The 20,157-nt window shown below is 75.1% G+C and carries 21 protein-coding genes; 16 read left to right on the top strand and 5 right to left on the bottom strand.

Features of this window, described 5'->3' with window-relative positions:
- Positions 1-2: 2 nt before the first annotated feature.
- From pgeF to dnaE, 8 genes are all read left to right on the top strand, one after another.
- On the top strand, positions 3-755 hold the full coding sequence (pgeF, locus tag QNH85_RS06575; RefSeq protein ID WP_282945411.1) for a peptidoglycan editing factor PgeF: 753 nt from the start codon (positions 3-5) through the stop codon (positions 753-755).
- Between the two features lie 102 nt (positions 756-857).
- Positions 858-1,337 (top strand): cell division protein SepF, encoded by a 480-nt coding sequence (locus QNH85_RS06570; protein WP_213280937.1) that lies wholly within the window; start codon positions 858-860, stop codon positions 1,335-1,337.
- Positions 1,338-1,361: 24 nt separating this feature from the next.
- Positions 1,362-1,652: a YggT family protein gene (locus QNH85_RS06565; protein WP_282945410.1), complete on the top strand. Its 291-nt coding sequence runs from the start codon at positions 1,362-1,364 to the stop codon at positions 1,650-1,652.
- Between the two features lie 157 nt (positions 1,653-1,809).
- A complete protein-coding gene (locus tag QNH85_RS06560) occupies positions 1,810-2,481 on the top strand; it encodes a DivIVA domain-containing protein (RefSeq protein WP_282945503.1) in 672 nt (223 codons plus the stop codon).
- Positions 2,482-2,616: 135 nt separating this feature from the next.
- Positions 2,617-3,075: a TraR/DksA family transcriptional regulator gene (locus QNH85_RS06555; RefSeq protein ID WP_213280940.1), complete on the top strand. Its 459-nt coding sequence runs from the start codon at positions 2,617-2,619 to the stop codon at positions 3,073-3,075.
- Positions 3,076-3,199: 124 nt separating this feature from the next.
- The gene (locus QNH85_RS06550; protein WP_282945409.1) at positions 3,200-3,934 is read left to right on the top strand and encodes a signal peptidase II; all 735 of its coding nucleotides are present in this window, start codon (positions 3,200-3,202) and stop codon (positions 3,932-3,934) included.
- Positions 3,927-4,865: an RluA family pseudouridine synthase gene (locus QNH85_RS06545; protein ID WP_213283852.1), complete on the top strand. Its 939-nt coding sequence runs from the start codon at positions 3,927-3,929 to the stop codon at positions 4,863-4,865. Before QNH85_RS06550 ends, QNH85_RS06545 begins: the two co-directional genes overlap by 8 nt.
- A gap of 88 nt (positions 4,866-4,953) precedes the next feature.
- Entirely contained in the window at positions 4,954-8,535 is a 3,582-nt protein-coding gene (gene dnaE / locus QNH85_RS06540) for a DNA polymerase III subunit alpha (protein WP_282945408.1), read from the top strand.
- Between the two features lie 18 nt (positions 8,536-8,553).
- Here the strand turns inward: dnaE and QNH85_RS06535 are convergent, their stop codons facing one another.
- Positions 8,554-8,772 (bottom strand): RNA-binding S4 domain-containing protein, encoded by a 219-nt coding sequence (locus tag QNH85_RS06535; protein WP_282945407.1) that lies wholly within the window; start codon positions 8,770-8,772, stop codon positions 8,554-8,556.
- Between the two features lie 112 nt (positions 8,773-8,884).
- On the opposite strand from QNH85_RS06535, the gene hisD reads away from it, so the two are divergent.
- Complete coding sequence (gene hisD / locus QNH85_RS06530; RefSeq protein ID WP_282945406.1) at positions 8,885-10,207, top strand: histidinol dehydrogenase; 1,323 nt, start codon at positions 8,885-8,887, stop codon at positions 10,205-10,207.
- A gap of 12 nt (positions 10,208-10,219) precedes the next feature.
- Positions 10,220-10,894 (top strand): HAD family hydrolase, encoded by a 675-nt coding sequence (locus QNH85_RS06525; RefSeq protein WP_282945405.1) that lies wholly within the window; start codon positions 10,220-10,222, stop codon positions 10,892-10,894.
- Positions 10,895-11,008: 114 nt separating this feature from the next.
- Here the strand turns inward: QNH85_RS06525 and QNH85_RS06520 are convergent, their stop codons facing one another.
- On the bottom strand, positions 11,009-13,180 hold the full coding sequence (locus tag QNH85_RS06520; RefSeq protein ID WP_282945404.1) for a RecQ family ATP-dependent DNA helicase: 2,172 nt from the start codon (positions 13,178-13,180) through the stop codon (positions 11,009-11,011).
- Between the two features lie 101 nt (positions 13,181-13,281).
- On the opposite strand from QNH85_RS06520, the gene QNH85_RS06515 reads away from it, so the two are divergent.
- The 6 genes from QNH85_RS06515 to QNH85_RS06490 all read left to right on the top strand — a co-directional run bounded on the left by QNH85_RS06515 (position 13,282) and on the right by QNH85_RS06490 (position 17,925).
- Positions 13,282-14,424: a histidinol-phosphate transaminase gene (locus QNH85_RS06515; protein WP_249669453.1), complete on the top strand. Its 1,143-nt coding sequence runs from the start codon at positions 13,282-13,284 to the stop codon at positions 14,422-14,424.
- Positions 14,421-15,035, top strand: a complete 615-nt coding sequence (hisB, locus tag QNH85_RS06510; protein WP_213283847.1) for an imidazoleglycerol-phosphate dehydratase HisB — start codon at positions 14,421-14,423, stop codon at positions 15,033-15,035. Before QNH85_RS06515 ends, hisB begins: the two co-directional genes overlap by 4 nt.
- Positions 15,032-15,562: a hypothetical protein gene (locus QNH85_RS06505; RefSeq protein ID WP_282945403.1), complete on the top strand. Its 531-nt coding sequence runs from the start codon at positions 15,032-15,034 to the stop codon at positions 15,560-15,562. The genes hisB and QNH85_RS06505 overlap by 4 nt, the downstream gene beginning before the upstream one ends.
- An 87-nt stretch (positions 15,563-15,649) precedes the next feature.
- Positions 15,650-16,297 (top strand): imidazole glycerol phosphate synthase subunit HisH, encoded by a 648-nt coding sequence (gene hisH, locus QNH85_RS06500; protein WP_282945402.1) that lies wholly within the window; start codon positions 15,650-15,652, stop codon positions 16,295-16,297.
- A 93-nt stretch (positions 16,298-16,390) separates the two neighbouring features.
- The gene (priA, locus tag QNH85_RS06495) at positions 16,391-17,131 is read left to right on the top strand and encodes a bifunctional 1-(5-phosphoribosyl)-5-((5-phosphoribosylamino)methylideneamino)imidazole-4-carboxamide isomerase/phosphoribosylanthranilate isomerase PriA (RefSeq protein WP_213283845.1); all 741 of its coding nucleotides are present in this window, start codon (positions 16,391-16,393) and stop codon (positions 17,129-17,131) included.
- Entirely contained in the window at positions 17,128-17,925 is a 798-nt protein-coding gene (locus tag QNH85_RS06490; RefSeq protein ID WP_282945401.1) for an SseB family protein, read from the top strand. Before priA ends, QNH85_RS06490 begins: the two co-directional genes overlap by 4 nt.
- A gap of 19 nt (positions 17,926-17,944) precedes the next feature.
- Here QNH85_RS06490 and QNH85_RS06485 read toward each other — a convergent pair whose 3' ends face one another.
- The 3 genes from QNH85_RS06485 to QNH85_RS06475 all read right to left on the bottom strand — a co-directional run bounded on the left by QNH85_RS06485 (position 17,945) and on the right by QNH85_RS06475 (position 20,053).
- Entirely contained in the window at positions 17,945-18,520 is a 576-nt protein-coding gene (locus QNH85_RS06485) for a hypothetical protein (protein ID WP_282945400.1), read from the bottom strand.
- A 94-nt stretch (positions 18,521-18,614) separates the two neighbouring features.
- Positions 18,615-19,352, bottom strand: a complete 738-nt coding sequence (locus QNH85_RS06480; protein WP_282945399.1) for a S1C family serine protease — start codon at positions 19,350-19,352, stop codon at positions 18,615-18,617.
- Positions 19,349-20,053 (bottom strand): hypothetical protein, encoded by a 705-nt coding sequence (locus QNH85_RS06475; RefSeq protein ID WP_282945398.1) that lies wholly within the window; start codon positions 20,051-20,053, stop codon positions 19,349-19,351. Before QNH85_RS06475 ends, QNH85_RS06480 begins: the two co-directional genes overlap by 4 nt.
- Positions 20,054-20,157 lie beyond the last annotated feature (104 nt).

Raw genomic sequence — 20,157 nt, 5'->3', positions numbered from 1 at the left:
CCGTGCCGCTCCCCGTGCTCGAGGTCGACCTCGGCCCGGGCGTGCGTGCCGGCTTCACCACCCGCCACGGCGGGGTCAGCGCCCCGCCCTGGGACACGCTCGACCTCGGCCTCAACGTGGGGGACGACCCGCAGCACGTCCGGGCCAACCGTGCCCGGGTGGCCGGGTGGGCCGGCGTGCCGCTCGCGTGGGCGAGCCAGGTGCACGGCACCACGGTGCACGTGGTGGGCGGGCCCGGGGACGCGGCGCGGGACACGGTCGGCGAGGCGGACGCACTGGTGTCGGCCGACACCGGCACCGGCGTCGGGGTCCTCGTCGCGGACTGCGTCCCCGTGCTGCTCGCCGACGCCGAGGCCGGGGTGGTCGGCGCGGCGCACGCCGGCCGGCGCAGTCTGGCGGCCGGTGTCGTCCAGGCGGCCCTCGCGGCGATGGTCGCGCGGGGTGCCGACCCGCGCCGGGTGCGCGCGGCCGTCGGGCCCGCCATCAGCGGCCCCCGGTACGAGGTGCCCGAGGCGATGCAGCGGGAGGTCGCGGCCGTGGTCCCGGAGACGGCGTGCCGCACCGACCGGGGCACCCCCGGCCTGGACCTGCCGGCGGGCGTCGCCGCGGTGCTGCGCCGGGCGGGCGTCGCGGAGGTGCTGCTCACCGGGTGGTGCACGGACACCGACGAGCGGTTCTTCTCGCACCGGCGCGCGCAGCGGGCCGGCACCACGACCGGCCGGTCCGCGGGAGTCGTGGCACTGACCGGGGGATGACCCGCGCCGACACACCGCGTGTCGCAACCGGGCCGCACCCGGGCGCGTTGCTAGCGTGACGACGCAGGACACATCAGTTTTTTCGGGGATGGAGCAACCGCGATGGCCGGAGCGCTGCGCAAGACCATGCTGTACCTCGGGCTTGCCGACGACCGTGGCGAGCACGACCAGTACGTCGACGAGTACGACGAGCCGGAGGCGACGGTGGGACAGGACTACGAGGCCGAGGTCACGCCGCTGCACCGGACGGCCATGCCCGTCGAGCGGCCCGTGGCCCCCGCGCCGCGCCACGACGGCGAGGTGCGGCGGATCACGACGATCCACCCCCGCTCGTACAACGACGCGCGCAAGATCGGCGAGGCGTTCCGCGAGAACACCCCGGTGATCATGAACCTCTCCGACATGGACGACTCCGACGCGAAGCGCCTGGTCGACTTCGCGGCGGGCCTGATCTTCGGCCTGCACGGGGCGATCGAGCGGGTCACCAACAAGGTGTTCCTGCTCTCGCCGTCCTCGGTGGAGATCACCGGCGACGGGCGGCCCGCGGAGGCCTCCCGTGCCGGCTTCTTCAACCAGAGCTGACCGGGACAGGGGAGACTGGGACGCGTGACCTTCGTCCTCGGCCTGCTGCAGCTCGTCGTCCTGGCCTTCATCCTCGTCCTGTTCGTGCGCCTGGTCCTGGACTGGGTGCAGTACTTCGCGCGGGAGTGGCGCCCCCGCGGTGCCGCTCTCGTGGTGGCGGAGGTGACCTACTCGGTCACCGACCCGCCGCTGCGTGCCCTGCGCCGCGTGCTCCCGCCGCTGTCGCTCGGCTCGGTGCGCCTCGACCTGGCGTTCCTGGTGCTGATGCTCGGCTGCTGGTTCCTGCTCAGGCTGCTGGGCTGGCTGGCCGTATGACCGGCACGACGGCGCAGCGCACCGGCCCCCGGGCCGATCAGACGACGGGCCCCGCGTGGCGGGTCGCGTGCAAGTCCCACAATGTCCGCTACGGTGGCCCGAGGTGGTCGGCGGACTACCACCGGCTCGACCCAGTACGACCGAAGAGGTGACGACGATGGCCCTGCTGACAGCAGACGACGTCCTGAACAAGAAGTTCCAGGCGACCAAGTTCCGCGAGGGGTACGACCAGGACGAGGTCGACGACTTCCTCGACGAGGTCGTGAACACCCTCCGGGAGACCCAGAACGAGAACGAGGACCTCAAGGCGAAGCTCGCCGCGGCGGAGCGCCGCATCGCGGAGCTGAGCCGGCAGGGTGCCCAGGCGGCGCCCGCCCCGAAGCCCGAGCCGGTCGTGGAGAAGCCCGCGCCCGTCGTGGCCGCCGCTCCCGCCCCGGCCCCGGTCGTGTCCGCCCCGGTCGCACCGCCGCAGCAGCGGCAGAGCGAGCCCGAGTCGGCGACCGGCATGCTCGCCCTGGCCCAGAAGCTGCACGACGACTACGTGCGCAGCGGCCAGGAGGAGGGCGACCGCATCGTCAACGAGGCGAAGGGCCAGGCCCAGCGCATCGTGCGTGAGGCGGAGGAGACCTCCGCCCGCACGCTCAGCGAGCTGGAGCAGGAGCGTTCGGTGCTCGAGCGGAAGATCGACGAGCTCCGGGTGTTCGAGCGGGACTACCGCACGCGCCTCAAGAGCTACCTCGAGAACCTGCTCGGTGACCTCGACAACCGGGCCAGCGCGCTCCCGCAGCGCGGCGCCCAGGGTGCGACGCCGTCCGGCGACCGCATCTGACGCAGAGCGCGCCCGGCTGAGCCGCCGCTCGTCACCCACGACACACCACGCCCGCTCGTTCGGGCGTGGTGTGTTGTGCGTCCAGGCCGTGGGCGCATAGTCTCTGCGGACTCATCTGAGGAAAGAAGGACCCACGTGGCCATCAACGACTCGCTCAGTGCGCCCGCTCCCCGCGCGCTCCCCGACCTGACGGACGCGGCCACCCGGTTCCCGGTCCGCGCGGGGGAGGACCCCTGGACCGAGCAGGAGGTCCAGGAGATCGCCGCCGAGCTCGTCGCGGAGGTCGACCGGCTGACCGCGGAGCTCGCGGCCGCCGACCAGGGCCTGTCCGAGCTCCTGCGCAACTCCGGCGACGGCGCGGGAGACGACCAGGCGGACTCGGGGTCCAGCGCCCTGGAGCGCGAGCACGAGCTCACGCTGGTGAACAACACCCGGGACATGCTGGAGCAGACCACCCGCGCCCTGGCGCGCATCGACGCCGGCACGTTCGGCCGGTGCGACTCCTGCGGCGAGGCGATCGGCAAGGCGCGGGTGCAGGCGTTCCCGCGCGCCACGCTGTGCGTGTCCTGCAAGCAGCGCGAGGAGCGTCGCTGACGTCGCCCCGCACCACCCGACGGCCCCCGGTGACCCCGGGGGCCGTCGTGCGTCGTGGGGTGGTCGTGCCCCGCGAGGTCGTCGTGCGTCCCGGGTGCCCGGCGCGCCCGTAGACTCCTGCGCGATGTCCGCCACCTCCGGCCCCGAGCCCGACGGCACGCGCCCCGGCGCCGTGCGTCCCGCGTCCGAGCCCGCCACCGTGCCCGCGCCCGTGCCCGCCCCCGCGCCCGAGCCCGCCGGCGCGTCCGAGACCGCCCTCGAGCCCACGCCCGCGCCCGTCCCGCCGGCCCGCCGCCGGCGGCTCGTGGTCGCGCTGGTCGTGCTCGCCGCGGTCACCCTGGTGCTCGACCAGGCGACGAAAGCCTGGGCCCTGCAGGCGCTGGACGAGGGCGTGCGCCGGCAGGTCGTCGGCGACCTGCTCGGCCTGCAGCTCCTGTTCAACCCCGGCGCCGCCCTCGGGATCGCGACCGGCGCCACGTGGCTGCTCACGCTCGTCGCGATCACGGTCGTCGTGGTGATCGTCCGCGTGTCGCGCCGGCTGGGGTCCCGCGGCTGGACCGTCGCGCTCGGGCTGCTGCTCGGCGGCGCGCTCGGCAACCTCACCGACCGGATGATCCGCGAGCCCGGGGTCGCCCGCGGGCACGTCGTCGACTTCATCGCCTACGGGGACCTGTTCGTGGGCAACGTCGCGGACATCGCGATCGTGGCCGCGGCCGGCCTGCTCATGCTCCTGTCGCTGCTCGGCGTCCGGCTCGACGGGACGCGCGAGCCCCGCCGCTCGGACGCGCCCGACGCCCCTGCGACCGAGACCCCCGCGGTCGCCGCGGCCGCCGACGAGACGCGGGGGACCGATGGCTGACGTCCGCACCCTGCCCGTCCCGGACGCGCTGGCCGGCGAGCGCGTCGACGCGGCGCTGTCCCGGATGCTCGGGCTGTCCCGCACGCGTGCGGCCGAGCTCGCCGAGGGCGGGTTCGTGCGCGTCGACGGCGTCGCGGTGGGCAAGTCCGCGCGGCTGCCGGGCGACGCGTGGCTCGAGGTCGAGATGCCGTCGCCCGAGACCGCCTCCCGCGCCGTGGCGTCCGAGGAGGACGTGCCGGCCCTGCGGGTGGCGTATGACGACGACGACCTGGTGGTCGTGGACAAGCCGGTGGGCGTCGCGGCCCACCCGTCGCCGGGCTGGACCGGACCCACGGTGATCGGCGTCCTCGCGGCGCGCGGGTACCGGATCTCGACGTCCGGTGCCGCCGAGCGGCAGGGCGTCGTGCACCGCCTCGACGTCGGCACGTCGGGCCTCATGGTGGTCGCGAAGAGCGAGCACGCCTACACGGTGCTGAAGCGCGCGTTCAAGGAGCGCACGGTCGACAAGGTCTACCACGCGCTGGCCCAGGGCCATCCGGAGCCGACGACCGGGACCATCGACGCGCCCATCGGCCGGCACCCCGGGCAGGACTGGAAGTTCGCGGTCACGGCCGACGGCAAGCCGTCGGTGACCCACTACGAGGTCCTCGAGATGCTGCCCGCCGCCTCCCTCACGGAGGTGCACCTCGAGACGGGCCGCACGCACCAGATCCGCGTGCACTTCGCGGCGCTGCGCCACCCCCTGGTCGGGGACCTGACGTACGGCGCGGACCCCGCGCTCGCGCAGCGCGTCGGCCTCACCCGGCAGTGGCTGCACGCGATGCGGCTGGGGTTCGCGCACCCCGCGGACGGCCGGCACCTCGAGGTCACGAGCGAGTACCCGGAGGACCTGGCGCGGGCGCTCGAGACGCTGCGCGACGGGTACCGCTGACCCGCCGGGCGTGACGTCCGTCGCGTCGGCTCGCGCCGCGCGCGAGGCGTGACGGGGGGTGTCGGAGGCGGCACCTAGGATGGCGGGCATGGCATCTGGCACGCGCAAGGACTCCGACTTCGTCCACCTGCACGTGCACTCCGAGTACTCGATGCTCGACGGTGCGGCGCGGGTCGGGGAGATGCTGGCGGAGGCCCAGCGGCTCGGCCAGTCGGCCATGGCGATCACCGACCACGGCTACCTGTTCGGCGCGTTCGACTTCTACTCGCAGGCCCGCAAGCTCGGCATCAAGCCGATCATCGGGGTCGAGGCGTACGTCACGCCGGGCACCAGCCGCTTCGACCAGACGCGCGTCCGGTGGGGCGAGGCGCACCAGGCCGCCGACGACGTGTCGGCCCGCGGCGCGTACACGCACCTCACCCTGCTGTCCCGCACCACCGAGGGCATGCACAACCTGTTCCGGCTCGGCTCGCTGGCCTCGCTCGACGGCCAGATGGGCAAGTGGCCGCGCATGGACCGCGAGCTGCTGGAGACGTACAGCGAGGGCCTGATCGCGACGTCCGGCTGCCCGTCCGGGGAGGTGCAGACCCGGCTGCGGCTCGGCCACTACGACGAGGCCGTGCGCGCCGCGGGCGAGCTGCAGGACGTGTTCGGCAAGGAGAACTTCTTCGTCGAGGTCATGGACCACGGCCTCGAGGTCGAGCGCCGCACGGTCAAGGACCTGCTGCGCCTGGCCGAGACGATCGGTGCCCCGCTGGTCGCCACCAACGACCTGCACTACACGCGCAAGGAGGACGCGCACGCGCACGAGGTGCTCCTCGCCGTGCAGTCCGGCTCCACCCTGGACGAGCCGACCTACGACCAGGGCGGCTCCCGGTTCGCGTTCGGCGGCGACGGCTACTACGTGAAGTCCGCGGAGGAGATGCGCCGCACCTGGGCGGAGCTGCCCGAGGCCTGCGACAACACGCTCCTCATCGCCGAGCGGTGCGAGGTCGAGTTCCCGACCGGCGCCAACTACATGCCGCGGTTCCCCGTCCCCGAGGGCGAGGACGAGAACTCCTGGTTCATCAAGGAGGTCGAGCGCGGCCTGCAGCGCCGGTACCGCGGGAACGTCCCCGACGACGTGCGCAAGCAGGCGGAGTACGAGACGGGCGTCATCGTCCAGCTCGGGTTCTCCGGCTACTTCCTCGTGGTCGCCGACTTCATCGGCTGGGCGCGCGAGCAGGGCATCCGCGTCGGACCGGGCCGTGGGTCCGCCGCCGGGTCGATGGCGTCGTACGCGATGGGCATCACCGAGCTCGACCCGCTGCAGCACGGCCTGATCTTCGAGCGGTTCCTCAACCCCGAGCGCGTGTCCTGGCCCGACGTCGACGTGGACTTCGACGAGCGCCGGCGCGGCGAGGTCATCCGGTACGTGACGGAGAAGTACGGCGACGACCGCGTCGCGCAGATCGTCACCTACGGCACCATCAAGGCGAAGCAGGCCCTCAAGGACTCCTCGCGCGTGCTCGGCATGCCGTTCGCGATGGGGGAGAAGCTCACCAAGGCCATGCCGCCCGCCGTCATGGGCAAGGACATCCCGCTGTCCGGCATGTACGACCCGGAGCACCCGCGCTACGCGGAGGCGGAGGAGTTCCGGCAGGTCGTGCAGGCGGACCCGGAGGCGCAGCGCGTCCTGGAGACCGCCCGCGGCCTGGAGAACCTCAAGCGCCAGTGGGGCGTGCACGCCGCCGGCGTCATCATGTCCAGCGAGCCGCTGATCGACATCATCCCGATCATGAAGCGCCCGCAGGACGGGGCGATCATCACGCAGTTCGACTACCCGACGTCCGAGGGCCTCGGCCTGATCAAGATGGACTTCCTCGGGCTGCGGAACCTCACGATCCTCGACGACGCGCTGCGCAACATCACCGCGAACGGCAAGGACGCCATCGAGCTGGAGGACATCCCGCTCGACGACAAGGCCACCTACGAGCTGCTCGGCCGGGGCGACACCCTCGGCGTGTTCCAGCTCGACGGCGGCCCGATGCGCGCCCTGCTGCGCCAGATGCGCCCCGACAACTTCGAGGACATCTCCGCGGTCATCGCCCTGTACCGGCCCGGGCCGATGGGCATGAACTCGCACACCAACTACGCGCTGCGCAAGAACGGGCTGCAGCCGAACACGCCGATCCACCCGGAGCTCGAGGAGCCCCTGGCGGAGGTCCTCGACGGCACCTACGGCCTCATCGTCTACCAGGAGCAGGTGCAGAAGGCCGCGCAGGTCCTCGCCGGCTACTCCCTGGGTCAGGCCGACCTGCTGCGCCGCGCGATGGGCAAGAAGAAGAAGGAGATCCTCGACAAGGAGTTCGTGCCCTTCGAGGCGGGCATGAAGGAGCGGGGGTACTCCACCGCGGCGATCAAGGCGGTGTGGGACACCCTCGTCCCGTTCGCCGGGTACGCGTTCAACAAGGCGCACTCCGCCGGGTACGGCGTCGTCTCCTACTGGACGGCGTTCCTCAAGGCGAACTACCCGACCGAGTACATGGCGGGCCTGCTCACGTCCGTCGGCGACGACAAGGACAAGTCGGCGCTGTACCTCAACGAGTGCCGCCGCATGGGCATCACCGTGCTGCCGCCGGACGTGAACTCGTCGTCCGCGCTCTTCACGGCCGTCGGGGACGACATCCGGTTCGGCCTCACCGCCGTCCGCAACGTCGGCGCCAACGTCGTCGACGCGATCGTCCGCACCCGCGAGGAGAAGGGCGACTTCACGTCGTTCACGGACTTCCTCGACAAGGTGCCGGCCGTCGTCTGCAACAAGCGGACCATCGAGTCGCTGATCAAGGCCGGGGCGTTCGACTCCCTCGGGCACGCCCGCCGGGCGCTGCTGCTGGTGCACGAGCAGGCCGTCGAGTCCGTCATCGGCGTCAAGCGCAAGGAGGCCGAGGGGCAGTTCGACCTGTTCGCCGACCTCGGGGGCGACGACGGCCCGGGCTTCTCGGTGCAGGTGCCCGACGTGCCGGACTGGGACAAGAAGCAGCGCCTGCAGTTCGAGCGGGAGATGCTCGGCCTGTACGTGTCCGACCACCCGCTGTCCGGCCTGGAGCACGTGCTCTCCGCCGCGGCCGACGTCTCCATCGCGACGCTCAACGCCGACGAGGCGCGTCCCGACGGGTCGACCGTCGTGGTCGCCGGCCTGGTGACGTCCCTGCAGCGCAAGATGTCCAAGCAGGGCAACCCGTGGGCCGCCGTGACGCTGGAGGACATGGAGGGCTCGGTCGAGATCATGTTCTTCGGCGAGACCTACCTCGCCTACTCGACCGTGCTCGCCGAGGACGCCGTCATCGTGGTGCGCGGACGGGTGCGCCGGCGCGACGACGCGATGCAGCTGCAGGCGATGGAGGTGTCCCTGCCCGACCTGTCGGCCGTCGCGGACGCGCCTGTCGTCGTGACGCTGTCCGAGGCCCGGTGCATCCCGCCGGTGGTCGAGCGGCTGCGGGAGGTCATCTCCACGCACCCCGGCATCACCGAGCTGCACCTGCGGGTGACGCGGCCCGGCGGCCGGACGACCGTGCTCCGCGCCGGGGAGGCGCTGCGCGTCGAGCGGTCGCCGTCGCTGTACGGGGACCTCAAGGCGCTGCTCGGGCCGGGCTGCCTGCAGTCCGCGCAGACGCCCGTCGGAGTCTGACGGCCGACGCCGTCCGGGTCAGCCGACCTGGGCGGTGTTCGAGCCCCGGGGGTCGTCGACCTCGACGACGTCGCCGCGGTGCAGCTGACGGCCGCGGCGGGTCTCCGGCTCGCCGTTGACCTTCACCTCGCCCTCCTCCAGGAGGGTGCGGGCGTCCGCGCCCGAGTCGGCCAGGCCGGCGAGCTTGAGGAACTGGCCGAGGCGGATGGTGTCGTCGGAGATCGGCACGATGGTCACCGGCCCATCCTGCCAGCGCGCCGGACAAGCGCGCCGCGCGGCGGGCGGGTGCCGGGCCCGCGGCCGGTGGGCGGGGCACCCCGGCCCGGCGGGCACGCCTAGACTCGGGCAGGTGATCTCCCGCATCGACCTGCGTGGTCGCAGCCTGTCCCGCCGTGAGCTGCTCGAGGTGCTGCCCCGGCCCGAGCTCGACGTCGAGTCCGCCACCGCGGCCGTCGAGCCGATCCTCGCCGACGTCCGCGCACGCGGCGCCGCCGCGCTCCGGGACCTCGCCGAGCGCTTCGACGGGGTCCGGCCCACCCACCTGCGGGTCCCGGCCGACGCCATCGCCGCGGCCGTGGACGTGCTCGACCCGGCCGTGCGCGCCGCGCTGGAGGAGACGATCCGGCGGGTGCGGACCGTGCACGCCGCGCAGCGCCCCGCGGAGCACACCGTCCAGGTCGCGCCCGGCGCGCAGGTGCGGCAGCGGTGGATCCCGGTGCGGCGGGTCGGGCTGTACGTGCCCGGTGGCCTCGCGGTCTACCCGTCGTCCGTGATCATGAACGTCGTCGCCGCGCAGGAGGCCGGTGTCGGCTCGCTCGTCGTGACGTCCCCGCCGCAGAAGGACGCGGGCGGCCTGCCGGACGCCGTCGTGCTCGCGACGTGCGCGCTGCTGGGCGTCGACGAGGTGTACGCCGTCGGCGGCGCGCAGGCCGTCGGGATGCTGGCGTACGGCGCGGCGGGCTCCGACGACGTCGACGGGGTGACGCTGTGCGAGCCGGTCGACGTCATCACCGGCCCCGGCAACGTCTACGTCGCCGCGGCGAAGCGCCTGGTGCGCGGGGCGGTCGGCATCGACGCGGAGGCGGGCCCGACGGAGATCGCCGTGCTGGCGGACGGCACCGCGGACGCCGACCACGTCGCCGCCGACCTCGTCTCGCAGGCCGAGCACGACCCGCTGGCCGCGTCGGTGCTGGTCACCACGTCGATCGAGCTGGCGGGCGCCGTCGAGTCGAAGCTCGTGCACCGCGTGCAGAGCACCCGGCACGCCGCCCGCGTCGCCCAGGCGCTGTCCGGGCCGCAGTCGGCGATCGTGCTGGTGGACGACCTGGACGCCGGGCTGGACGTCGTCAACGCGTACGGGGCGGAGCACCTGGAGATCCAGACCGCCGACGCCGCCGCGGTGGCGGAGCGGGTGACCAGCGCGGGCGCCATCTTCGTCGGCGCGTACTCGCCGGTGTCCCTGGGGGACTACATGGCCGGGTCGAACCACGTGCTGCCCACGGGGGGCTGCGCCCACTTCTCGTCCGGCCTCGGCGTGCACTCGTTCGTGCGGGCCGTGCAGGTCGTGGAGTACGACGCGGACGCCCTGCGGGAGGTCGCCGGGCGGATCGTCGCGCTGGCGGACGCCGAGGGCCTGCCCGCGCACGGCGAGGCGGTCCGCGCGCGGTTCTGAGCCCGCGACGTCGTGGGGTTCCGGGCGGTCCTCCTCGACTTCCGGGGCACTCTCGTGCCCGCGCCGACGTACCGCGATCTCGTGCGCCGCGGGCTGGCGCGGGTCGGGCGGGCGTCCGAGCCCGAAGATGTCGAGGCGGTGCTCACGCTGCTGCGCGCCGGTGACCGCTCGCTGGTGGAGGCGCCCGACGTCGATGCGGACGCGGAGCGGCACCGAGCCGCTCACGACCACTGGTTCCGGACGGCGCGGATCGATGAAGGCCTCGCCGCTGCGCTGTACGCGGTTGAGTCTGACGTGGCCGCGTCGCCGTTCGCCTGCGACGCGGCACCGGTGCTGTCCGCGCTCTCGGCGGCGGGGGTGGCGCTCGCGGTGGTCAGCGACATCCACGTCGACCTCCGCCCTGCCTTCGCCGCGCAGGGGGCAGCCGGCGGCGGGTCGCTCGCCGATCTGGTGAGCGCATGGGTGCTGTCGTTCGAGGTCGGCGCGTCCAAGCCGGACCCGCGGGTTTTCCGGGCCGCGCTCGACGCGCTGGGCGTGCCCGCCGCTGGTGCCCTCATGGTCGGCGACCGCGGGGCGTGGGATGGCGCAGCCGCCGAGCTGGGGATGACCGCGCTGGTGCTGCCGCCGCTGACCTCCCCGGAGGAACGCCGGCTGCACCGCGTGCTGGACCTCGCGCTGCCGCGCTGATCCGTTGCCGGGTGCCCTGAGGCGCACCCGTGGAGTGGTTTGTCTGCCCGGTACTGGACTGGACACTCGGCGTTGTGCCGAGCCGCGCTGCCCAGCGCGGCCGGCCGGACGGCGTCAGCCCACGCCGAGCACGAACGGCAGCACCGCCGCGGCCCCGGCCTGCCGCAGCAGCCGCGCCGCCACGGTGAGCGTCCACCCGGAGTCGGTCCGGTCGTCGACCAGCACGACCGCGCGGCCGGGCAGCCCCTGCGCGGCCGCCGGGCTGAGGTCGAGCTCGAGGCGCCGGGCGACCGCCGCCAGCCGGTGCGCGGAGTTGACGTCGTGCCGGCTCGGCGGGCTGTCCGGGCGCGGCGCCACCGCCCCGACGAGCGGGACGCCGAGGTGCCGCGCGACGCCCTCGGCGAGGTGCTGCACCAGCGCCGGCCGGGTGCTGGACCGGACCAGGACGACCCCCTCGGGCGGCTGCTCCGGCCGCCACGCGTCCAGGGTCGCCAGCACCGGGTCGCGCAGCGCCACGGGGAGTCCCGCCTCGGGGTCCGGCTCGCCGCCGAACAGGTCGCGCAGCAGGCCGCCCCAGCCCACGGAGTCCAGCCGCGCGACCGCCCGCCCGGGCTCGGCGCCCTCGTCCGCGGCGATCCGGCCCTTGAGGTCCACGCCGAGCGTCGCCATGCCCGAGGGCCACTGCCGCCGCGGGTCGACGGGGACGCCGGCGGCCGTCAGCAGCGCCTGGGCCCCGGCGACGTGCTCCGCGTCGGGGACGGTCCCGACGGTGGCACCGGTGCACCGGTCGCACCGTCCGCACCGCCAGCCCGCGCCCTCGGGCCCGGCCAGCTCGGGGTCGTCCAGCGCGCGACGCAGGTGCGCCATCCGGCAGCCCTCGGTCGTGACGTAGTCGACCATCGACTGCTGCTCGGCCCGGCGGGTGGCGGTGACCCGGTCGTAGCGCTCGGCGTCGTACGACCACGGCTGCCCGGTCGACTCCCACCCGCCGCGGACCCGGCGGACCGCACCGTCGACGTCCAGGACCTTGAGCATCTGCTCCAGCCGGGACCGGCGCAGCGAGACGTGGGTCTCGAGCGCGGCGGTGGACAGCGTGCCGCTCTCGCCCAGCGCGCGCAGCGCCGCCCGGACGTCCTGCTCCGGCGGGAACGCCGTGGAGGCGAACCACTCCCAGATCGCGCGGTCCTCCCGCCCGGGCAGGAGCACGGCGGTCGCGCGCCCGCCGGAGGCCTCCGCGGCGCGGCCCGCGCGGCCGACCTGCTGGTAGTACGCGATCGGGGAGGAGGGGGCGCCGACGTGCACCACGAACCCGAGGTCCGGCTTGTCGAAGCCCATGCCGAGCGCCGACGTCGCGACGAGGGCCTTCACGCGGTTCGCGAGCAGGTCGGCCTCGGCGACCTCGCGCTCGGCCGGGTCGGTCTGGCCGGTGTACGAGCGGACGTCGAGCCCCGCGGCCCGCAGGTGCTCGGTGACCTGCTGCGCCGCCGCGATGGTGAGGCAGTACACGATGCCGGAGCCCTCGAACGCGGGCAGGTTCTGCGCCAGCCACGCGAGCTGCGCCGCGGTGTCGGGCAGCCGCACCACGGACAGGTCCAGGCTCGACCGGTCCAGGGGCCCGCGGAGCACGAGCACGTCGTCCCGCACCGCCGTGCCGAGCTGCTCGGCGACGTCCGCGGTCACGCGGGCGTTCGCGGTCGCCGTGGTCGCGAGGACCGGGATCCCGTCGGGCAGCTCCGCGAGCAGGGTGCGGATCCGGCGGTAGTCGGGCCGGAAGTCGTGGCCCCAGTCGGAGATGCAGTGCGCCTCGTCGATCACGACCAGGCCGGCGTCGGCCGCGAGCCGGGGCAGCACCTCGTCGCGGAACGCGGGGTGCGTGAGGCGCTCGGGGGAGACGAGCAGCACGTCGATCTCGCCCGCCGCGATCCGGGCGTGCACCTCGTCCCACTCGGTGACGTTGGCGGAGTTCAGGGTGGCGGCGCGCACGCCGGCGCGCTGCGCGGACGCGACCTGGTTGCGCATGAGCGCGAGCAGCGGCGAGACCAGCACGGTCGGGCCGGCCCCACGGGCGCGCAGCAGGGCCGTCGCGACGAAGTACACCGCCGACTTGCCCCACCCGGTGCGCTGCACGACGAGCGCGCGGCGGTGCCCGGTGACGAGCGCGTCGATCGCGCGCCACTGGTCGTCGCGCAGCCGGGCGTCCTCCCGGCCCACGAGGCGGCGCAGGACGGCCTCGGCCTCGTCGCGCAGGTCGGATCCGGTCACGGGGTGCTGCTGGGTCTCGGTCATCGCCACCGACCCTAGCCACGGCCCCCGACACGTGTGCGCCCGGGGCGACGGCCTGTGGACGCCGCGCCGGCGCGTCCCGGGCACGCGGATACGATCGCCGGGTGACTGCCCCCGACCTCGCACCCGAGCCCGGCGCCACGGGCGTGCTCCCGGTGCTCCCGGTGCGCCCGGAGCTCGCGGGCAGCGCGCCGTACGGCGCCCCGCAGCTGGCCGTGCCGCACCTGCTCAACGTCAACGAGAACCCGTACCCGCCGTCGCCTCAGGTCGTGGCGGACATCGCCGCCGCCGTGGCCGAGGCCGCCGCGGGGCTCAACCGCTACCCGGACCGCGAGTTCCTCGCGCTGCGCGGCGACCTCGCCGACTACCTGGCGGTCGAGTCGGGCGTCCGCGTGGCGCCGGAGCAGGTGTGGGCGGCCAACGGGTCGAACGAGGTGATGCTTCACCTGCTGCAGGCGTTCGGCGGCCCCGGTCGCACCGCGGTGTCGTTCGCGCCGACGTACTCGATGTACCCGGAGTACGCCCGCGACACGCACACCCGCTGGGTGACCGGCCGGCGCACCGACACGTTCGACGTGGACCCGGCCGAGGCCCGCGCGCTCGTCGCGCGCGAGGAGCCGTCCGTCGTCCTGCTGACCAGCCCGAACAACCCGACCGGCACCGCGCTGGCGCTCGACACGGTCCGCGCGGTGCTGGACGCCGCGGCCCGGGTGCCGGGCGGCTGCGTCGTGGTGGTCGACGAGGCCTACGCGGAGTTCCGGCGCGAGGGGGTGCCGTCGGCGCTCACGCTGCTGGCCGAGCACCCGCACCTCGCCGTCAGCCGCACGATGTCCAAGGCGTTCGGGCTCGCCGGCGCCCGCGTCGGCTACCTGGCGGCGTCCCGGGAGCTCGTCGACGCCCTGCGCGTGGTGCGGCTCCCGTACCACCTGTCCGCGGTGACGCAGGCGGTCGCCCGCGCCGCGCTCCGGCACGCCCCGGAGCTGATGGCCCAGGTCGGGTCGCTCCGCGCGGAGCGCGACCAGCTCGTGCTCGACCTGCGCGACCGCGGGATCCGGGTCGCGGAGTCGGACGCGAACTTCGTGCTCTTCCAGGTGCACGAGGACCGGCACCAGGTGTGGCAGGCGCTGCTCGACCGCGGTGTCCTGATCCGCGAGGTCGGTCCGGAAGGATGGCTCCGGGTGTCGGTCGGCACCCCGGAGGAGACCGCGGCGTTCACCGCCGCGCTGTGGGAGGTGCTGGGACTGTGAGCACGACGACGGGCGGGCGGACCGCGAGGATCGAGCGCACCACGAGCGAGTCGAGCGTGGTCGTCGAGGTCGACCTCGACGGCACGGGGCGCACGGACATCAGCACCACGGTGCCGTTCTACGACCACATGCTCACCGCCCTGGGCAAGCACTCCCTCATCGACCTGACGGTGCGGGCCACGGGTGACACGCACATCGACGCGCACCACACCGTCGAGGACGTCGCGATCTGCCTCGGCGAGGCGCTGAAGCAGGCGCTGGGCGACAAGCGGGGCATCGCCCGCTTCGGCGACGCCACCGTGCCGCTGGACGAGGCGCTCGCGCAGGCCGTCGTGGACGTGTCCGGGCGCCCGTACCTGGTGCACTCCGGCGAGCCCGCGGGCCAGGAGCACCACCTCATCGGCGGCCACTTCACCGGCTCGCTGACCCGGCACGTGCTCGAGTCCATCGCCCACCACGCCGCGTTCGGCATGCACGTGCGCGTGCTCGCCGGCCGGGACCCGCACCACGTCGTGGAGGCGCAGTTCAAGGCGCTGGCCCGTGCGCTGCGGGCGGCGGTGGCGCTCGACCCGCGGGTCGACGGCATCCCGAGCACCAAGGGCGCGCTGTGACCGCCGGCGGCCCGGACCTGCCGGACCTGCCCGACGACCTCGGCTTCGAGATCCCGGACGACCTGTCCGGGCTGGACGCCGCCGCCGCGGAGCCCGACGAGCCGGTGGTCGCCCTCGTGGTGACCCAGGTCGCCGGGGCGCGCCCGCTCGCCGCGGCGTGCTCGATCGCCGGCGTGGACGTGGACGCGGTGCCGTCCCCGGTCGGTGCGCTCGCCGTGCTGCGTGACACCGCGGACGCCGCGCGCACGGCCGAGGCCGCCGGCGCGATCTCGAAGATGCTCGGGCAGTCGCCGGTCGTCCTGCTGGACCGCCGCAGCGGCCGGATCTCCGCGAGCCGCTGGATCGGCGGCGAGCGGGACGACGACCTGCCCCCGGGGCTCGTGCTGTCCGGCGCGCCGGAGGTGCTGGAGGACCTGCTGGTCGGTGCGACCCCGGTCTCCGAGGTCGACGGCGTCGAGACGAGCGTCGGCATGTCGCGGTGGGCCGCGATGCGCGCGCTGTCGGCGGGCCGGCGCCACAAGGACTGACGCCGCCCGCCCGGGCTGCCGGCGCCCGGCGGGTCCGCGCACCGGACGCGGGCGGCCGGTGCCGGCCGATCCGACTACCCTGTGGTGGTGCCCAGCCAGCCTCGCGTCGTCGTCCTCGACTACGGATTCGGGAACGTCCGCTCGGCCGTGCGCGCCCTCGAACGGGTCGGCGCCCAGGTCGAGCTCACGTCCGACGCGAAGCACGCCGCCGACGCGGACGGGCTCGTCGTCCCGGGCGTCGGTGCGTTCGCCGCCGTGATGTCCGGCCTCCGCGGGGTCCGCGGCGACCAGATCGTCGACCGGCGCCTCGCCGGCGGCCGCCCCGTGCTCGGCATCTGCGTCGGCATGCAGGTCATGTTCGACGACGGCGACGAGCACGGCGTGCGGACCGACGGCCTGGGGGAGTGGCCCGGCACCGTCGACCGGCTCGAGGCCGACGTCGTGCCGCACATGGGCTGGTCGACCGTCGACGCCCCCGAGGGCAGCCGGCTGTTCGCGGGCATCGAGGACGAGCGGTTCTACTTCGTGCACTCCTACGCCGCCCGCAGCTTCCCGCTGGCCGACACCGCCGACCCCGAGCGGATGGCGCCGCCGCTCGTGACGTGGTCCGACCACGGCGGGCGGTTCGTCGCCGCCGTCGAGAACGGGCCGCTGTCCGCGACGCAGTTCCACCCCGAGAAGTCCGGGGACGCGGGCGCCCAGCTGCTGAAGAACTGGGTCGACTCGCTCGACTGAGCGCGCGGCCCGTCCCCACCGTCCCGCACCCCGGGCACCGAACCCCGCACGACCGCACCGCCGCACCGCGCACGCCCCCGAACGAGGAGTCCCATGTCCGACCGTCTGCAGCTCCTGCCCGCCGTCGACGTCGCCGACGGCCAGGCCGTCCGGCTCGTCCAGGGCGAGGCCGGCTCGGAGACCTCCTACGGCGACCCGCTCGCCGCCGCGCTCGACTGGCACGCCGGCGGCGCCGAGTGGATCCACCTGGTCGACCTCGACGCCGCCTTCGGCCGCGGGTCGAACGCCGACCTGCTGGCGGACGTGACGCAGGTGCTCGCGGGCAAGGGCGTGAAGGTCGAGCTGTCGGGCGGCATCCGCGACGACGCGTCGCTGGAGCGCGCGCTCGGCACCGGCGCGACCCGCGTCAACCTCGGCACCGCCGCCCTCGAGGACCCGGAGTGGACCGCCGACGCGATCTCCCGGCACGGCGACGCGATCGCGGTCGGCCTCGACGTCCGCGGCACGACGCTCGCGGCGCGCGGCTGGACCCGCGAGGGCGGTGACCTGTGGGAGGTGCTGGCCCGGCTCGACGCCGCGGGCTGCTCCCGGTACGTCGTCACCGACGTCACCAAGGACGGCACCCTGCGCGGCCCGAACGTCGACCTGCTCCGCGAGGTCTGCTCCCGCACGGACGCGCCGGTCGTGGCCTCCGGCGGCATCTCGTCGCTGGACGACCTGCGGGCCCTGCGCGCGCTCGTGACCGAGGGCGTCGAGGGCGCGATCGTCGGCAAGGCCCTGTACGCCCGGGCGTTCACCCTGCCCGAGGCGCTGGACGTCGCCGGGCGCCCGTGACCGGCAGGGAGCTGCCGCCGACGTCGGCGTTCGCCGGCGACGACGGCAGCGCCGACCCCCGGGTCGTGGCGGCGCTCGACGCCGTCGCCGCCGGGACCGGGACCGCGGCGGGGGTCGTGGCGGCGCTCGCCGGTACCCGGGTGCTCGTCCCGGTGCTGGCGGAGCTGGAGGCGTCGGAGACGGTCGAGGTCGCCGGGCACGCGCACACCGTCGACAAGGAGGCGTCCGCGGGCATCGTCGCCCTGCAGGCCCCCGACGGCCGGACGGCGCTGCCGGTGTTCTCGTCCGTGGCGGCGATGGCGGCGTGGCGCTCCGACGCCCGGCCCGTGCCGACCGAGATCGCGCGCGCCGCGCTGTCCGCGGTCGACGAGGGCTGGGAGCTGCTCGTGCTCGACGCGGGCGGCCCGACGACGGTGCTCGTCCCGCGGCCCGCGGTGTGGGCGCTCGCGCAGCAGCAGCCCTGGCGCCCCGCCGTCGCGGACGACGGCACGGGGCCGGCGGTCGACCCGGAGGTGCGGGACGCGGTCCGCTCGGCCGTGCTCGCCGCGGTCGGGCCGGTAACCGCGGAGGCGTCGCGGCGCTCGCTGTTCCGGCGTCCCGCAGCCCCGGCGTCGCCCGTGGTCGACGTCGACGCGGTGCCCGGGAACCGCGCGGAGGTCGCCGTCGTGCTGACCCTCGTGCCGGGCCTGGACCGCACGGCGCTCGACGCGGTGCTGGCGCGCGTGGGGGAGGCGCTCGCCGCTCAGGAGGCGGTCGCGCAGCGCGTGGACTCGCTCGAGGTCCGGCTGCGCTGAGGCGGTCGGGCGGGCCGCCTCACCGGCGCCGGCGACGCAGCGCCCACGACAGCGCGAGCACCGCCACCGCTCCGACGACCTGCCCGCCGAGGATCACCCGGTTCAGGTCGAGCGCGGGCTGCCAGCGCACGCCGTCCGCGGCGATGACGTAGACCCCGAGCGGCTTCACGCGGGCCGCGAACGCGCCGGCGTCCGCCTGCGCGCCGCCCCGTCCGGAGGGGCGCGCGCCGCCGAGCCCGTGGCCCGGCCGGCCGTGCCACAGCCCGCGCGCGGCGACCTCGGGTGACCCCGCCGGTGCGCCGGAGCCGCCGTCGCCCGCCTGCGCCGGCAGGTCGTCCGCCGGGCCCTCCGCCCCGGGCGCCGGTGATGCGACCGCGACCCCGGGAGCCGTCGGGCCGCCGCGGGCGCCGCGGCGCAGCCCGAGCCGCGCGTCGCCGTGCGCGTCGGCGGCGGCGTGCCCGCCCATCACCTTCGCCACCGGCACCACCAGGGTGCCCTCGTGCGCGTACGGCTCCCCGAAGACGCGGCGCACGGACAGCAGGTCGTCCGCGGCTCGGGTCAGGGCGGACAGGTCGAGGCGGGAGTCGTCCGGCATGGTGGTCCTCCGATGCGCAGGTGCGTCCCTCCACCGTGGCACGACGCCCCCGGCCGCACCAGGGGCCGCGCGCCGGCGGCTCCGGGTCCCGGGCTCAGCCCTCGCAGGAGGTGGTGGCCGTGAACGAGGCCTCGTCCGCCAGCAGCTGGCGCAGGGTGCTGACGGGGACGACGAAGCTCTGGCCGGTCGAGTTCTTCGCGTACACGACGCCCACCACCCGTCCCTCGGAGTCGAGGACCGCGGAGCCGGAGCTGCCGGGCTCGACCTCGGCGTTGGTCACGAGGACCTGGCCGAGGTTCTCGTTCAGCGGGTCGGTGGTCGCACCGATGACCTGCCCGCTCGTCACGGTCAGGGCGCCGCCCTCCGGGTAGCCGACGACCGTGACCTCGTCGCCCGGGTCGGGGTCGGCGTCCGCGAGGCCCGGCGCGGTCGGCAGCGGGTCGGCGGTGCGCACCACGGCGAGGTCGGCGAGCGCCGCGGTGGACGACGCCGTGACCGCGACGTCCCGGCCGTCGTACGTCGACAGCTGCAGGTCCGCCGAGTCCGCCACGACGTGCCGGTTCGTGATGAGGGTCGACTCGTCGATCGCGAAGCCCGACCCCGTCGACAGGGAGTTGCAGCCGACGTTCCGGATCCGCACGGCCATCCGCTGCGCCGCGTCGAAGCCGTCGGGGGACAGGTTGCCGGAGGACGACGGGGTGGCGACGGGGACGCTCGACGGCACGAGGTCGGTCGGCGCGGGGCCCGGCATCGGGGGCAGGACGCCGCAGCCCGCCAGGAGCAGCACGACGACCACGCCGCCCGTGCGGGTGGTGCGGGCGGTGCGGCTCACCCGGTGGCCCCGGCCGCGAGCTGGCGCTGGAGCTCGGTGTTCGCCTCGGTGGCGACGGCGCAGACGCCCTGCACGTCGCCCTTGAACCGCGCGAGGTCCGCCGGGTCGTAGGCCGCCGCGTCCTCGAGGTAGGTGATCAGCTGGTTCTGCGCCTCGATGCACGTCGACAGCGCGGAGGCGACGTTGGCCGCCGCCTGGGAGACCCGCTGCTGGTAGTCGACGAGCTGCCGCTGGACCTCCCGGTCGTCGCCGACCTGGGCCTTCTCGTCGGCGAGCTCGGTGATCCGGGTCTGGGCCGTCGCGAGCTGGTCGTTCACGGCGGCGAGCTCCCCGACCGTGCCCTCGTGCTCGGTGCGCAGCGTCGCGAGCTCGGTCCCGATGGTCCGCGCCTGGTCCTCGACGTCCTGCGCGTACTCCTCGTACCGGACCGTGCGGACCCACAGGTACGCGGACAGCGCGGTGACGAGCACCAGCAGGACCGACAGGACCACCACGGCCCAGGGCCGGCGGCGACGCGGCGGCGCGGGTGCGACGTGCGCGTGGTCGTGCGGGGGGCGCGCGGGCTCGGCGGGACGGACGCCGTCGGCGTCGTCGGGGTGCACCGCGGTGGGGCCGGGGGCGGTGCCGGGGCCCGGCCACGACGAGGACCCGGTCGGCCGCGGCGGGCCGGTCGGGTCGAGCGGCCCGGTGGCAGACGTCACGGCACCACCATACGGTCGCCCGCCGAGGACGTGCCCAAGATCACCGCGGGCCGGACGGCGCGCCCGGCGCATTCCGGTCGTCGGGGGCGGGCCGGGCAGGACAG

The sequence above is a fragment of the Cellulomonas endometrii genome, assembly GCF_949769265.1.
Classification (GTDB): Bacteria; Actinomycetota; Actinomycetes; order Actinomycetales; family Cellulomonadaceae; genus Cellulomonas; species Cellulomonas endometrii.
Note: the sequence above shows the minus strand (reverse complement) of the source record. Positions and strands in the feature narration are given on the sequence as shown.

What these genes read in the sequence shown, in the direction of transcription:
- dnaE (WP_282945408.1), top strand. Translation starts at nt 4,954, where the DNA reads ATGGCATCTGGCACGCGCAAGGACTCCGACTTCGTCCACCTGCACGTG.
- QNH85_RS06550 (WP_282945409.1), top strand. Translation starts at nt 3,200, where the DNA reads ATGTCCGCCACCTCCGGCCCCGAGCCCGACGGCACGCGCCCCGGCGCC.
- QNH85_RS06520 (WP_282945404.1), bottom strand. Translation starts at nt 13,180, where the DNA reads ATGACCGAGACCCAGCAGCACCCCGTGACCGGATCCGACCTGCGCGAC.
- priA (WP_213283845.1), top strand. Translation starts at nt 16,391, where the DNA reads ATGTCCGACCGTCTGCAGCTCCTGCCCGCCGTCGACGTCGCCGACGGC.
- QNH85_RS06560 (WP_282945503.1), top strand. Translation starts at nt 1,810, where the DNA reads ATGGCCCTGCTGACAGCAGACGACGTCCTGAACAAGAAGTTCCAGGCG.
- QNH85_RS06485 (WP_282945400.1), bottom strand. Translation starts at nt 18,520, where the DNA reads ATGCCGGACGACTCCCGCCTCGACCTGTCCGCCCTGACCCGAGCCGCG.
- QNH85_RS06545 (WP_213283852.1), top strand. Translation starts at nt 3,927, where the DNA reads ATGGCTGACGTCCGCACCCTGCCCGTCCCGGACGCGCTGGCCGGCGAG.
- QNH85_RS06570 (WP_213280937.1), top strand. Translation starts at nt 858, where the DNA reads ATGGCCGGAGCGCTGCGCAAGACCATGCTGTACCTCGGGCTTGCCGAC.